The sequence below is a fragment of the Pseudanabaena sp. PCC 6802 genome (assembly GCF_000332175.1).
Classification (GTDB): domain Bacteria; phylum Cyanobacteriota; class Cyanobacteriia; order Pseudanabaenales; family Pseudanabaenaceae; genus PCC-6802.
Genome location: NZ_KB235914.1, coordinates 1,252,961 through 1,266,688 on the forward strand (window position 1 = coordinate 1,252,961; position 13,728 = coordinate 1,266,688).

At 49.0% G+C, this 13,728-nt stretch carries 10 protein-coding genes and 2 pseudogenes; 5 read left to right on the plus strand and 7 right to left on the minus strand.

What is annotated here, in order from left to right; all coding sequences use genetic code 11:
* Nucleotides 1-51: 51 nt before the first annotated feature.
* Nucleotides 52-318 (plus strand): annotated as a pseudogene (locus tag PSE6802_RS35795) (hypothetical protein); the annotation flags it as partial.
* Between the two features lie 118 nt (nt 319-436).
* On the opposite strand, the pseudogene PSE6802_RS0111065 reads toward PSE6802_RS35795, so the two are convergent.
* Nucleotides 437-1,736: pseudogene (locus PSE6802_RS0111065) on the minus strand (NF041680 family putative transposase).
* A gap of 297 nt (nt 1,737-2,033) precedes the next feature.
* On the opposite strand from PSE6802_RS0111065, the gene PSE6802_RS0111070 reads away from it, so the two are divergent.
* Nucleotides 2,034-2,636 carry a Uma2 family endonuclease gene (locus PSE6802_RS0111070; protein WP_019500130.1) on the plus strand — a complete coding sequence of 201 codons (603 nt, stop codon included), beginning with the start codon at nt 2,034-2,036 and terminating at the stop codon, nt 2,634-2,636.
* 46 nt (nt 2,637-2,682) lie between these two features.
* A complete protein-coding gene (locus tag PSE6802_RS30995; protein ID WP_019500131.1) occupies nt 2,683-4,998 on the plus strand; it encodes a pentapeptide repeat-containing protein in 2,316 nt (771 codons plus the stop codon).
* Between the two features lie 26 nt (nt 4,999-5,024).
* Here PSE6802_RS30995 and PSE6802_RS0111080 read toward each other — a convergent pair whose 3' ends face one another.
* The 3 genes from PSE6802_RS0111080 to PSE6802_RS0111090 form a co-directional block, all read right to left on the minus strand.
* Nucleotides 5,025-7,736, minus strand: coding sequence for a DUF3536 domain-containing protein (locus tag PSE6802_RS0111080; protein WP_019500132.1), 2,712 nt, complete (start codon nt 7,734-7,736; stop codon nt 5,025-5,027).
* Nucleotides 7,737-8,089: 353 nt separating this feature from the next.
* Entirely contained in the window at nt 8,090-8,383 is a 294-nt protein-coding gene (locus PSE6802_RS0111085) for a TIGR03792 family protein (RefSeq protein WP_019500133.1), read from the minus strand.
* Between the two features lie 280 nt (nt 8,384-8,663).
* A complete protein-coding gene (locus PSE6802_RS0111090) occupies nt 8,664-8,963 on the minus strand; it encodes a 30S ribosomal protein PSRP-3 (protein ID WP_019500134.1) in 300 nt (99 codons plus the stop codon).
* Nucleotides 8,964-9,017: 54 nt separating this feature from the next.
* Between PSE6802_RS0111090 and PSE6802_RS0111095 the strand changes: the two genes are divergently transcribed.
* Nucleotides 9,018-9,809, plus strand: coding sequence for a TIGR01548 family HAD-type hydrolase (locus PSE6802_RS0111095; RefSeq protein ID WP_019500135.1), 792 nt, complete (start codon nt 9,018-9,020; stop codon nt 9,807-9,809).
* Nucleotides 9,790-10,386: a hypothetical protein gene (locus PSE6802_RS0111100; RefSeq protein ID WP_019500136.1), complete on the plus strand. Its 597-nt coding sequence runs from the start codon at nt 9,790-9,792 to the stop codon at nt 10,384-10,386. The genes PSE6802_RS0111095 and PSE6802_RS0111100 overlap by 20 nt, the downstream gene beginning before the upstream one ends.
* Nucleotides 10,387-10,405: 19 nt before the next feature.
* On the opposite strand, the gene PSE6802_RS0111105 is transcribed toward PSE6802_RS0111100, so the two are convergent.
* The 3 genes from PSE6802_RS0111105 to PSE6802_RS31000 form a co-directional block, all read right to left on the minus strand.
* Nucleotides 10,406-11,134, minus strand: a complete 729-nt coding sequence (locus tag PSE6802_RS0111105; RefSeq protein WP_156815491.1) for a M15 family metallopeptidase — start codon at nt 11,132-11,134, stop codon at nt 10,406-10,408.
* A 12-nt stretch (nt 11,135-11,146) separates the two neighbouring features.
* Complete coding sequence (locus PSE6802_RS0111110; protein ID WP_019500138.1) at nt 11,147-11,875, minus strand: Uma2 family endonuclease; 729 nt, start codon at nt 11,873-11,875, stop codon at nt 11,147-11,149.
* A gap of 66 nt (nt 11,876-11,941) precedes the next feature.
* Nucleotides 11,942-13,675, minus strand: coding sequence for a protein kinase domain-containing protein (locus PSE6802_RS31000; protein WP_019500139.1), 1,734 nt, complete (start codon nt 13,673-13,675; stop codon nt 11,942-11,944).
* Between the last annotated feature and the right edge of the window lie 53 nt (nt 13,676-13,728).

Consider the following 13,728-nt stretch of genomic DNA (forward strand, 5'->3'; position numbering starts at 1 on the left):
ATCAGTATTTATACCTGCTTTTGGTGCGCCTTTTACTTCCTAAATGGCTTCTTATATACAAGGGGTGCAGTGGAATACTATAAAACCTATCCCGGACTTTACATTCCTCAACCATTAGAGATTAGGATTATAGAGTCAGATGAGTCTCCTGGGGTTATCTGCCGAGAAATTCTCGGACTAACTAAAATGAATTGGAATAACACCCAATTTGATGGGAAATATCCAATCACTATTCAATGTGCACGAAAGGTGGGCGAAATCATGAAGTATTTAGGAGAAAATGACCAGCCACAAATTCGTTACAGTTTTTACATGTAGAGTCAAAATTGCTCCTTACCTGAGTATGCTTGCTACTGGAGTTTAGACTAAAAGGCAACAAGAAGCATCTCGCTAGATAGAAACTAGCGAGAGAGAGGATAAAAGGGAAGAAGTTGAGCTAAGCAGTTGCAGCGGAAGCTTTTTGAGGGGCTTGGCATAGCGTTTTTTGACAGTAGGATAACGAATCCGTTGGGTTCGTTTTTCCCAAGAGGCCAACCTGGAGACTTACCGCGAGGTTTAGGGTCAGGGGAAGGAGAGCCAATCCTGACCAAAACTAAAGCAAAAGCATTTGCAACTCGACCAGGAGACAATTTAGTCATCGGTTTCTGCCAAGGCAGAGGAGAGTCTTGGACAAGTTCACGAGCGAGCCACAATTGCCAAGTAAGTAAAGGCATCAAGTCCGACCAAGTCTCCATCTGAGCAGGGGTAGAAAGCTGAGGGATTGTCCAATGGAGACGTTGACGCACCAAGCGATACCAATGCTCAATGGCAAATCTGCGCAGATATTTTTGCCATACCTCACTCAAGATTGGCTCGTCTTTAGCGACCCAAATCAACCACAGGGGTTTCGATTCAGGCATATCAAGACGTTCGACCAGAATGAGTGTAAAGGGATGGTCTGCGGCTTGCTTTAAGTGCAGGTTTGGCCATCGACGAATTTGCAATCGTCCCAGTTTAGGCTCTGCAATTGTGATGTCTGCTTGGGGAATAGACCAAGTGTCAGAGTCTTTGAGGCTAAATTTCTCTCCATGCTTATGGGGTCGCCCATGCCCCTCGTAATCCTTTGGGGCATGATACAGAACCCGGTTGGGGCGTAGCCTGAGCAGCTTGATACACGGGATGTCTGCTGTTTGCTGCAAAAATGGTGCGCACCCATACTCGCCATCCCCCAGGAAAAGCACAGTCCCAGGAATTTCCGCACAAACCAAGCGTAACTGACTAGCGGCTTTCTGAATCGGGTTCTCGAAACTGGTGATCCGCTCATGCCGCAACGGTAAGGCAAAACTCCCTTCTGACTCTGGAATCCAGGCAATTGTGCTGTATCCTTGCCCCACCGTAACAGGTTTGCTTCCTACTCCCGGTTGAGGTTGATGTTCGTAGGTGCGTTCTTGTAATGTCACCGCATAGGGACGCGACCAGGCTGTATGGTCGCCCGCCAATATCGTCACCTCTGCTGCCGGCATTTGCTGTATGTATTGCTTCATCAAGTCTTCACGTGGAGGATGACTATCTTGCAGTGCTTCATAGATACTCGACCACTCCCTCCGAAATAATGGGCTTAACGAAAGTTCCACAAACGATGAAACACTCCGACTCGTCAGTACCGCATCCATCAAGTCGAACAGCGCATCTCTCCCGTTCCCTATAATTTCGTACGTGTACTTGCGAAATTGCTCAAGTTTATCCAAACTAATCATGATGAAGCTGTTGATTTTATAGTCTTTTCAGCTTCCATCATCAAGCGGTCAGTCTGCAATGGCTGGCTGCTTTTTACCACTTTTTAGTCTAAACTCCAGTTGCTAGCTTCTCCGAACCACCTTCGTCCGCTGAATCAACAACCTAAAACGGCGATCGCGGCTATGACCCACAACGACTTTCCTCACACCGAGGCTATAATCTCCCAAGAACTGTGTGCGCAACTCTATGCGCGGGGTTCCTGCAACTGGTGATAAAGGCCAAGAAAAAGTTGTTTGTGCTAGAATTGCATGTAGTCAATGAGTCCTGCCAGTGAAATGACGACGACTACACAACATCTCACCCTAGCTGAGTATCTAAACTACAGTGACAGCAAAGATAGATGCTACGAACTCGTGAATGGGGAACTCGTAGAGATGTCGCCTGAATGGGATTTTAATAGCCAGATTGCTTCCAATTTATTCGCAGAGCTTTTGCAGATTGTTTCAAGCCGCTTAATCCGATGCAAAGGCACCGAGATTGTAGTAGCTGGTGTGCGAGCCACTACCCGCGTTCCAGATCTGATGGTACTGAGCGAAGAACTACTTTTAGCTTTGCGACAGTCGAGTCGCGGCACGATTACCTTGGATATGCCACCGCCCGTGCTGGTGGTGGAGGTAGTATCGCCGGGTAAAGAGAATGAAGATCGAGACTATCGTTACAAGCGATCGGAGTATGCTGCCCGAGGCATTGCTGAGTATTGGATTGTTGACCCAGAACGCGCTCAGGTGACTGTTCTAGTTCTCGTACATGGTTTATATGAGGAAGTAGTTTTTCGAGGGAGCGATCGCCTAATCTCTCAAGTCTTCCCAACGTTACAAATAACCGCCGAGCAGGTATTACGGGCAGGGGAATTGCTATAGTTGGATCGACAATAATTCCTAAGGAACTACGCGATCGGAGATGAGGATGTCACAGGACTATGCGGGGCAATCTCTTAGAGGAAGATCTTTTAAGGGACAGGACTTAACGGGCGCAAACTTTAGTCGCGCCGATATTCGCAGTGCTGATTTCAGCGGTGCTAACCTTACAGGCGCAAATTTCAGCTATGCCAAGGCTGGCCTGAGCGATGTTTGGCAAGCAGGGCTACTCTCTGGTTTGGTTGCTCTGGCGCTACTTTCTGGCGGACTTTCACTGGTGCTGAGCATTCTCGTCACCCATGAAGCTTTTGCCCTGTCATCGGTTTCTCATAGCGCGATCGCTACACCATCTGTAGCTATCCTCTTAACTATCCTGGCTTTTGCCGCGCTCTTTGCTATCCGCGAGGGCTTTGATCGCTTAGATGCCCTGTTGTTAAAAAGCATGGTGTTAGCGACAGTAGTTGCTACGACTATCCTGGGAGCGCAGCCCACCCTGGCGGTAGCGATCGCCGTTGCTACCCTGACTGCAATCGCAGCAATTTTCCTGACAGAATTGGTAGCCATACTCGTTGCCAGTGCGGAAACGATCGCGGGAACGCTTGCAGGTGCCTTAACGGGAGCGATCGCTCTGGTTGCCGCTGCTTCCAGTGCGAGTTTTGCTAATTCTCCCATCTGGTTGCCTTTAGCATCGGTGGGATTGGGAATATTTACAGCTTGGCGCTCTCTCTCCAATTACGCAGGGGATACCTGGATTCACAATCTTGCCCTGACGCTCGTTAACCTTGGGGGCAGCAGCTTTCGCGACAGCAATCTCACCGATGCAGATTTCTCCCACGCGCGCCTTAATAGCACCGACCTGCGTCAGAGTATTCTCACTCGTACGCGCTTCCATCAATCCGAAAAATTAGATGTGGCAAGGGTGGATGGTACGACTTTGAACCAGCCTGCAATCTGTTCTCTATTAGTGACGGGAAATGGACGCAAAAAGAATTTTGAAGGAGCGAGCCTGCAAGGGGCTAATTTAACTGCTGCGGATCTCAGCGGCGCTAATCTGAGAGGGGCAGATTTGCGTCACGCCACTTTGCGCGGTGCGAATTTGGAGCGAGCGAATCTCACGCTCGTAAATGCCATAGGAACGGATTTTGAGAATGCTTTGATGACAGGTGCGTGTCTGGATCGATGGGCAATTGATGCTACTACGAACCTGAATCGAGTTGATTGTCGTTATATCTACACACAATCCCACTCAGAAACCGGATTCGAGCGAAGTGATTTCGTTCCGAATGCCTCAGTTCGGCAACCGGAGCAGGGCGATTGGGCACAGGGAGAATTTACCCGCTTGTTTGCGGTAACAGAGAAGCAAACGGCAAGTATTTTTGATGCCAAGGTATCTGCAACACTGATGTCTTCAGCAATTAATCGCGAAGAGATTCTCGCCAGCTTGATGATATTGACCCAGATGGCGATCGCTGACAACCGACTTGAGGCTGAGGAAAAGGCGATGCTAGCGGAGGCAATTCAAGCCTTAGATTTACCAGCAGAAATTACCGTGGAGCGCTTGCTAGATGAGCGCATTAGCATTAACGAGCTACTTGGGAAAATTCACAGTCCTTTGATTAAAGAACAACTGTATCAATCCGCTTACGTGATGGCACGAGTCGATCGCGATGTGAGCGATCGCGAACTCGATCTTTTAAGTACAATCCAAACTAAGTTGGAATTATCAGAGCCTACGGTCAAGAAACTAGTAACGCTGGTGGAAGAAGCGCAGAAATTCTCAATTGCCGAGCAAATAGAGCATATCATCGATCCCGAGCGGCGCGAGGATGCGGTAAATACCAACGTGCGCCTGATGTCGGTGATGCACGCGATCGGCGGCGCAATGCCTACGCCTGGATTTGCTACCGTAACGCATTTGATGATTTACAAAGATCAGGTCGAATTGATTCAAAAAATCGGCAAGATTTGGGGTTATCCGGCAGGTCATGACACGCCAGAGTTTAAAAAGGCAGTATTTGGTAGTGTCGGCGCAACCGCCGCTCGCATTGCTCTTTCCAATGTCGTCCTCCTCATTCCCGTGGCAGGCAGCATCATTAGCGGCTCTACGGCATTTAGCATGACCTGGGCGATCGGCAATCTCGCCAATCAATACTTTGCCGAGGGCTGCGAGATGGACGATGTCAAATTGCAGGAACTATTCGCCGATGCCAAAGCTGAAGGCAAGCGCACCTTCGAGGATCTAAAAGAAGCGATCGCCGACAAACAAAAAGAGATTGCACCCGCGATCGCCGCCCTTCAGGAAAAATTCAAGCTAGGCAAAGTTAGCGAACAGGAGTATTTATCAGAAGTAAAAGCGATCTCATAGATCGCCCCCCTCATGTAAAGTCAGAGCTATGCGTGATGGGTAAGAATCAGAGATTTGCGTTCCCGAACGTAGCGTTGCTGCCATCCAGATACATCGATCGCCATGCGATCGCCCAGAGCTAACAGTATTTCTAACTCCTCAGAAGACATGGAATCCGATGGTAAGATGGCTACTAGCTCGTGGGATATCAGCGACGTAGAGCGATCGGATAGCCAGCAGCGAGGTGCAATCTGACCTGACAGGAAACTGATGTAGAGTTCTTGAGATTTGTCCAAATTAAGGTTCAGATATAACTTTTCTGCCACATCTAACGCTAAATCGATCTGAAGTAGGTGTTCCATTACCTCCTCATCGCTGTAAACTAGCTGCCATATATGTCCCAAAATTAAGCGTTCCAAAATAGCTGCTGCCTCAGTGCGATTCAGGTCGCAGCTTAATTGCTCTGCTTCCGCTGCCACCGCGTCTAATTCCAATAAGGGCAGGCGATCGCCATTTTCCAGGCGCTTTAATTCCGCCAGCATTCTCTGATTGAGCGTAATCTCAGCGGCTACTTGCAGTTCTGGCGGTACTTCCAGCCCATCGCGGCGGAAGGATGCCAAAATACCGTAGTTATCGCGATACACCTGCGCGTAGAGTTGATCGAGTCTGGTTAGAGTTTCGCGCGACAGTAAATGTAAAAGTTTGTGGCGGTCTTCTGCAAACAAATGTTGCAGGCTGAAATACGTTTCACCAAAAATCTCAGCCATGCTCAGCACTACTTTGGCAGCACTGGTACTTTGTAAAGCTGCAAATATGCGGGTTTTAATTTCTTCGTAGACTTCTATATTGGCTGAATTCTGAATGCAGCAATGGAAATCATAGCCGCCTAAATGCAGAACGGCAAAGGTATATGCCCGCGATTCCTGCGTAATGCCAGAAGTAAGCTGAATCTGCCCGATCGCCACTGTCATGGCACCCATGCGCTGGAGTTGATAGTCGTGCTGCTCGATCGCGTAGCAATAAAGTTGCTGCGATCGCAAGTAGCTGGTAAACAGGGAGCCAATCGCATAGTGAGCGGCAACCTGTTCCAAACTTATCCGAGATGGAATCACGAGTTGACGATAGACCTCGGCTCCATTCCCAAATTGCTCGACATTGCTGGGACAATGAGCCAAACGATTGATGAATTCCAGTTCGAGTACAACTCCGGAAACCGCCTCCGCTAGCTCGATCGCTCGGGCAGCATAACGCAGAATCTGCACGCCTTCGGGACGTGAAATTTCCTCAAAGAACCAACCGCAACTGGTGAACATCAGTAAGGAGTGGCGCTGCATCTCTAGCAGCCGCAAGGCATCAATTTGCCACTGTAAGGATGGAGATGAGGATCGATCTGAAGATGGACTGGAATCTTTACGTCCATAGCGCAGGAAAAACTCATCTAGGCTTGCCTGACTATCAATCGTACTGTGGCGCAATGAGTCTTTCAGAACCTGGATATAGGCATCCCTTGCTACCCAAGGGTCGTTAAAGTAGTGGGTCGCTTTTTCTGCATAAATGTCAATCAGGCGATCGCGCAACCAGTTTAAGCTATCTCTCAAAGGTCTCCGCCAGTTTTGATGCCATACGCCACCCTCACCAGCACAGCCGCAATTATCCTCCCAACGTCCTACGCCATGGGCGCAACTCCAGGCCGTGACGGGCTTCAGCTCGACTTCCCACATCGGTGGATTCAAACTGAGATAGTGGGCAAAGTTAGTGACTATCCAATCGCGATGCGGGAATTCCTCAGTAAAGGCATAGGCTAATGCTTTTTCTGTAAAGTGCTTGTGATGTCCGAACGTTTCGCCATCGGTTGCCACGGAAATTAACTGGGCAGAGCGACCGTCCCCTTTTACAGCCTGCTTCAGGCGGCTAGCAAAATTATAGGAACTGCTGAGCAGATCGCCAAACCCCATATCGCGGGAGATCGGTCCATCGTAGAAGAAAATATCGACGTAGGGCGTTTCCAGGATAGAATGGGAGCCCGATTCTCCTAAATGGCGCATACCGTGCAGGTAGCAGCGATAGGGGCGCGTGGGATCGATCTGGCTGCCGCCAACTTCAGTCCAGTGGCGATCGTGCCCGTTATGCGACGGATCTACCATCGGACGGCACCGCTGCGCCTGCGATGGTGCCAGCACGATAAACTTAATTCCTTCCAGTACCAGTGCTTCTAGAGTTTCGTAATCGACCGCCGTTTCCGCCAACCACATACCTTCAGGATCGCGACCAAATCTTGCCTTAAAGTCTGCTTTGCCCCAACGAATCTGGGTGAGTTTATCCCGCCAATTTGCGAGCGGCATGATGATGTGGTTGTAGACCTGGGCGATCGCATTGCCATGCCCGTTGAGACGAGCGGCACTGAGGCGATCGGCTTCGATAATGCGCTGATATACTTCGGGATCGTACTGCTCCAACCATGAGAGCAAGGTCGAACCGATATTAAAGCTCAGATATTCATAGTTGTTGACAATCTTGATGAGTTTGCCCTCCTCGCTAACAATGCGGGCAAAAGCATTCGGACGATAGCATTCGGAATGTATGCGCTGATTCCAGTCATGAAAGGGGGCAGCGCTATCTTGACGCTCGATCGCGTTGAGATAAGGATTTTCGCGGGGAGGCTGATAAAAATGCCCGTGAATTGCAATGTAAATACCGGAGTGAGTTGATGAAAACTCCGATCGCTCGTTAGAAGTTGCAGAAGATGAAGTTAAACTCACAGTATTCTTATACCTTTAACTAAAATTCTGGAATTACGCGGCAAGAGTTACGATGCCATTAACCATAACTCACCACAATGGCATAACTCACCACAATGGTATTGGGCGATGGTGAAGCCAGCCTGTTGCCACAGAAGCATACGGCAAACTTTAAATATTTAAACTTGCCAGATTTTCAGGATACAGGGTTTATTTCAGGAACCAGGGTTTTCTTAATGAATAGTTTCAATGTTAGCTTTACCTGACTATATAGCTACACCTGCGTAGAAGATCCTGAAACCCTTATTCCTTGGGCAACTAACGGGTACAGCCCTCACACCTCTTGTCCCGATAGATCTATCTGCGGCTATACTTCAGTGTGAAAATTTGCGTACTTGAAGGGCGCGGCTTTCTTGAACGGGGAATGCTAGCTCTCCCATGAGGTTGTCTAGTCTGTCTATTTCAGCTTGAGGCACTGACTGCCACGCCTCTATACTTTCCCACCGAATTACCAAAATCACATCTGAACTACTGGGATCGATCCATACCTCTTTACCCAGGTATCCCCGCCATTGTTGTTTAGAAGCAGTCCAAACCTCGGCATCCCTTTTGATAAATGCCTCTCGCAATGCGATCGGTACTTGAAATCTCAAATATTCGATTACCATGCTAATCTTCAGAGCCTGCCAGTACTCTCAAATTTTACTCAAGAGGAACTGGCTAAAGCCCTCTTGGACTTTGAACGCTCTACTCTTTTGCCCCCCTGATGGCGTGACATCCAAAAGCGAATTTCACCAGTCCCCTTATAGGGCATAACTTCTAATCCCATCATTTTGATTTAGAGAGGGGTAGCGATCGCGATATAAGCATAACTGACTATGAAACCTCCTTGCTTGAGGGGGTTGCAGCAAATTTTCGTTACTGCTCGATCGCTACCCAAATGTAAATCTAGGTGCTACCAGTGAAAATGACATCGGGAAACTTAGCTTGAGCTTCGACCATTGGGCGCTTGCGACCTTCTTCTTGCCAATAGTTAATTACCTCGGTAGCTTTATTAAGCAATTCAATGCGATCTGGCGACTCAATCCAGGGTTTGGATTCCATTTCAGCCTTAAGTTGTTCCCAAGCATCATCGCGAGGCCAGAAAAAGTACTTGGTCAAGGGACTGTGCCCTTTCCCAACTACTTGATCGACAGCAAGAGCAACATTTTCCTCTAACCAGAGGATTTTTAGAATAAACTGGGTCAATCTTAACCTCCGTAAAAAAACACAATACATCCAGTAGCGATCGTATACTCTATCATGGTAGACCTGTCAAAAATTGCATTAGTCCTAGATATTGATGGTGTAATCAGAGATGTTGCTGGCTCCTATCGCCGTGCCCTTGCCGATACCGTCGAGTATTTCACGGCTGGAACCTACCGTCCTACGCCTGAAGACATAGATTTACTCAAAGCTGAAGGCATCTGGAACAACGACTGGGAAGCATCGCAGGAACTAATAAACCGTTATTTTAGCAAAACTGGGCATAGCCCTGGCAATTCTGGTGAAGATCTCAGCTATGACAAGATCGTGCAGTTTTTTCAAAGTCGGTACCGTGGCAGCGACCCCAACAATCCGCAACACTGGAATGGCTATATTGCCCGCGAACCCCTAATTGCTACGCCTGAGTATTTTCAAAACCTCACAATTGCCCAAATTGCCTGGGGTTTTTTTAGCGGCGCGACGCGCGGATCGGCTACCTACGTGTTGCAACGCTTGCAGATTTACTCTGCTGTCTTGATCGCGATGGAAGATGCGCCCGGCAAACCCGATCCGAAGGGCTTACTAGATGCGATCTCCCTGTTAGGCGATCGGCCCATCGGAATTTACGTTGGCGATACGGTTGCGGATATGCACACCGCGATCGCGGCTAGGGGCGTAGATCCAGATCGCCGCTGGATCGCCGTGGGCGCAATCCCGCCCCACATTCAAGCCGAGCGTGCGGTGGAATATACAAAATTGCTGCGATCTCATGGGGCTGACCTCGTGGTAAGTAGCATTTTGGAACTCACGCCGGAAGCGATCGATTGTTATGTCGCTCAATACAGCTAATACCAATTTGAACAGTAAACACGACAGATCGAACGGGGTGAAGGGGTTCCACCCCTTCGTGGGGGCAACGCCCCCACCCCCCATCCGTAACCACAACAATTTAAATAGGTATAAACTTGTAGCGATCGTTTTGAACCTGCATTTGCTAGTTGCAGGCTGCGGTGGATTTGGGGTTAAGTTTGGTGACAACTACAACTACCAAAGCGATCGGCAAATGGGCAAGCAAGTGCCGCTTGAAGCGATCGCTAAGTGGCTAGGCAAGCCACTACCCGCAAGTTATTCTGACTTGCGATACGAGATTATCGCTGATACGCCCGATCCTCAAGCAAAGATTAGCGTTAAGGTACCGGAATTTTATTACAAGAGTATCGTGCAGAATGTGGTTGACTATGACATTGTCAAAAGCCAACTGCAAAACTTCGATCTTGTAAAACCGAGGGAAATGGCTAACGATCCAGGTGGCATTATCCAAAAGCCGCTACCAAGCACCAGAATTTGGGTGAGTAAAACGGGAACCTATCGCCGCTATATCTGGTACCAAGGGTCTGTACTGTATCTAGTTTATGCATCGCAATAGCTGCTATTCTAGCGCCATCCTATATTGACTGTAGCGGTACGTCCATAACTGGGAAATGTTGCCATCCGACGGCATCAAAATGCCACCACTCCGTCGGTAATGGGATAAAACCATGTTTAACCATGACGGTTGCTAATAATTGACTGTGCTGCCGCGCTAAAGGACTCGCAGTTAGATCGTCCCGATGCGCCTTTGTGGTGAAGTCATCGAATTCAGTGGGCATCTCTAGTTCTTTCCCATTGCGATCTACAAGTGTCAGATCTACTGCCGAAGCGCGATTGTGGCGCGAGCCTTTGGCAGGATTGGCAACATAATGCTCGTCGGGAACCACCTGCCACATCTGTCGTTGTACGGATAGGGGGCGATAGCAGTCGTAGACTTTAAGCCCTAACCCTTGCGATTCCAACTCTAACTGAACTTTAGCTAGCTGTTTTGCTACTGCTGAACGCAAAATGCAACGACTAACAGGATATAGTTTTCGCTTCATAAAGTTGTTAGTCGTGGCATAGCGCATGTCAAGCTCGATCGCAGGACTTACTGTTTGGATATCAACCAGGGCATCGTCTGGGAGTTGTGGATTATCTTGGGGCGGATTAGATCTGGATTTTACCTGGGGTAGAGCAGTAATTGTAGGAGATGGGGCAACTACTGGTTGAGACTGAGGCGATCGCGCTGGCTGGCAGGCGATCGCTACCCAGAGCGATACCGCCAGTGCGATCGATTTCAACCAGCTTAACTTCCTACTCATCATCTTAAGCATCTAAAAGTCAGGGAGTCGATCTGGATCGATGCCTTGCGATCGCAAGTAGTCCTCTAGGCGCTCCTTGGCCAACCGCTCTTGTTCTTTTGCCAAGCGTTCTTGCTCGGCTTGCTGTTGTGCTTGCTCTTTCGCCAGTCGTTCTTGCTCCTCGGGTAGTGGAATAAGTTCTCTTTCAGCGCTAAACCACCGCAACTGTCGCTCGTGAATGCCCAGGTATAGCCCTAACTGCTCGCTCCATAGCCATCCTGCCTCTGTGGGCGCGATCTCCTGGTACTGACCGTTGACGAGGTGAAATCCCTGAAATTCCATTGTCTCTGGATGGAACCAGAAGTAGTTCGGCACTCGCCATACATCTTGATATAGTAGCTTCTTATCACCGCGATCGACCTTTGCAGTTTTGCTAGAAAGCAGCTCGATGACCACATTGGGATATCTGCCTCCTTCTTCCCAAACTGCCCAACTGCGGCGGCTCTTTTTTTCCGTGCCCAGCACTACGAAAATATCGGGACCGCGAAACTTCCGTTTTTTAATCTGCTGTTCGTCGTAATAGACAGTCAGATTACCCGAAATATAAAAATCTGGGCGATCGCGCCACCAATGTTTCAGTAGCCGAATTAACAGCTCGATCTGTTCGCGGTGAAAATCAGTTTCCAAGGGTGGCTCATCACTATATAAGTTAGTTGGAGGCAGATTAATTTCGTTGGCAACATCCTCTACTTCCCCGCTCATGAGTGGTGGATTAACATCAAGACGAACCATAGCACGACTCTCTGATAAAGCTAGCTTTAGTATAGCCTAACCAGGACAGCCAGTGCGGCTTTTGGCTACCCATCCCTGAATGGGAGAGCTAATTTGCAGCCACCCATCTCGTTCTCCAACCACCTGCAAGATCGTGCCATATTCCAGCTTGCCAGCGATCGCAAATTGAGTTCCCGCTCCACTTCGCACGTTCAGAACGGAGATCGGGTCGCGGTTTGCGCGAACTGAAGCCGTATAGCAGGGATTTTGCGCCTGGTGCTGTGCTAGATTCTTTTGATAGTCAGCTATAAACTGAACATTCTGTTTTTCAATTTCACCGAGCAGATAATCGGGGAATCGATCTGGGTCGTAGATGGGACGATACCAGACCTGGTTATTGAAATAAGCTTGTAGTTCGGCATCTTTAAAACGGCGACCGTGGCGAGCAAAAACTTCGTTGCGGATTACGTCCAACTCGATCTCGCTGAGTCCGTCTAGATCGGCAGCGCTAAGTGGCTGGCTGGAGATGGTTTCGTAGTTTGGTAGAGATGGGGATTGGGGATTGGGGATTGGTGGAGATGTGGGTTGGGGATCGGTAGAGATGGGAGTTGGGGTTTGAGAGGATTGGGGTGTAGGGGTTGGAGTAGGGCTATTAGGGATTGGGGGTTGGGAGTTGGGGGTTGAGGCGGGAAGATTGGATTGATTGAATTGAGTTGTAGGGCGGTTAAGGAGAATGGTTGGGATGGCGATCGCGATCGCTAAAACACTTGCTACTCCTAACCCCACTTTCCAGGGAAATTGTGCTTGAGCGCGATTTTGGGCAAAATTTGCGATATTGTTTGATGCTCGATCCGATCCGACGGCAACGGTTGGGGTGACTTCTGTCGCTTGTCCAAAGCCATCGGTGCGACCCGAATTGGGATGGGGATAGGTCAAAAGATGAGGAGGTGTTGATACTGCTGTGGAAGCAATTGGTTGGTTCAGATGCTTCAGTGCTGCTATTACCTCTGTTGATGTCTGATAACGAGTTCGGAAGTCATAGCGCACCATGAGATCGATAATCGCTGCCAGGGCTGAACTGACTGGGGCTAATCCGTGCCAGACAATTTCTCCGGTAGCAGGATCTTCGGGTAACTGCGCAGGCAGTTTGCCTGTAAGTGCTTGAATGGCGATTATCCCCAATGCATAGATGTCACTGCATGGGCGGGGTTTGCCACTAGACTGCTCGCTGGGCATGTAGCCTGGTGTCCCGATCGCGACTGTGACGTTAGTTGGGTTGACCGTGCTAGTTAGTTGATTGGGAATTTGCTTAACTGCGCCAAAGTCGATCAGGACGAGCTTGCCATCTGAGTTACGGCGGATGAGGTTGGCGGGTTTGAGGTCGCGATGGATCGCGTTTTGCTGATGCACGAACTCCAGAACTGACAATATATCCATTAGCAGCGCAATTACCTGCGGCTCGGGCATGGGCTGGTTTAGCTCGGCATCGAGGCTATGTCCCTCAATTAACTCCTGGACGAGGTAAAATTCCTGGTTTTCTTCAAAATGGGCAAGTAATTGGGGGATCTGGGGATGTTTGCCAAGTCTATGCAGGACGATCGCCTCAGTTTCAAACAGGCGGCGAGCGGTTTGCAAGACGAATGGATCGTTAGTTTGGGGTTTCAGGCGCTTAACCGCGCATTGCATGCGATCGGGCAATTGCAGGTCTTCAGCGACAAATGTTTCTCCAAACCCGCCACCACCAAGCGTGCGAATAATCTTATAGCGACCGCCAATTGTTGTGCCTAACATTTTTTATTGTTTCGATCCCACACTATTAAACACTATTAAATACTAAACCTTTG

Coding starts and splice junctions, on each gene's coding strand:
- PSE6802_RS31000 (WP_019500139.1), bottom strand. CDS start 13,675: ATGTTAGGCACAACAATTGGCGGTCGCTATAAGATTATTCGCACGCTT.
- PSE6802_RS0111070 (WP_019500130.1), top strand. CDS start 2,034: ATGAGTCCTGCCAGTGAAATGACGACGACTACACAACATCTCACCCTA.
- PSE6802_RS0111105 (WP_156815491.1), bottom strand. CDS start 11,134: ATGAGTAGGAAGTTAAGCTGGTTGAAATCGATCGCACTGGCGGTATCG.
- PSE6802_RS0111100 (WP_019500136.1), top strand. CDS start 9,790: ATGTCGCTCAATACAGCTAATACCAATTTGAACAGTAAACACGACAGA.
- PSE6802_RS30995 (WP_019500131.1), top strand. CDS start 2,683: ATGTCACAGGACTATGCGGGGCAATCTCTTAGAGGAAGATCTTTTAAG.
- PSE6802_RS0111110 (WP_019500138.1), bottom strand. CDS start 11,875: ATGAGCGGGGAAGTAGAGGATGTTGCCAACGAAATTAATCTGCCTCCA.
- PSE6802_RS0111085 (WP_019500133.1), bottom strand. CDS start 8,383: ATGGTAATCGAATATTTGAGATTTCAAGTACCGATCGCATTGCGAGAG.
- PSE6802_RS0111095 (WP_019500135.1), top strand. CDS start 9,018: ATGGTAGACCTGTCAAAAATTGCATTAGTCCTAGATATTGATGGTGTA.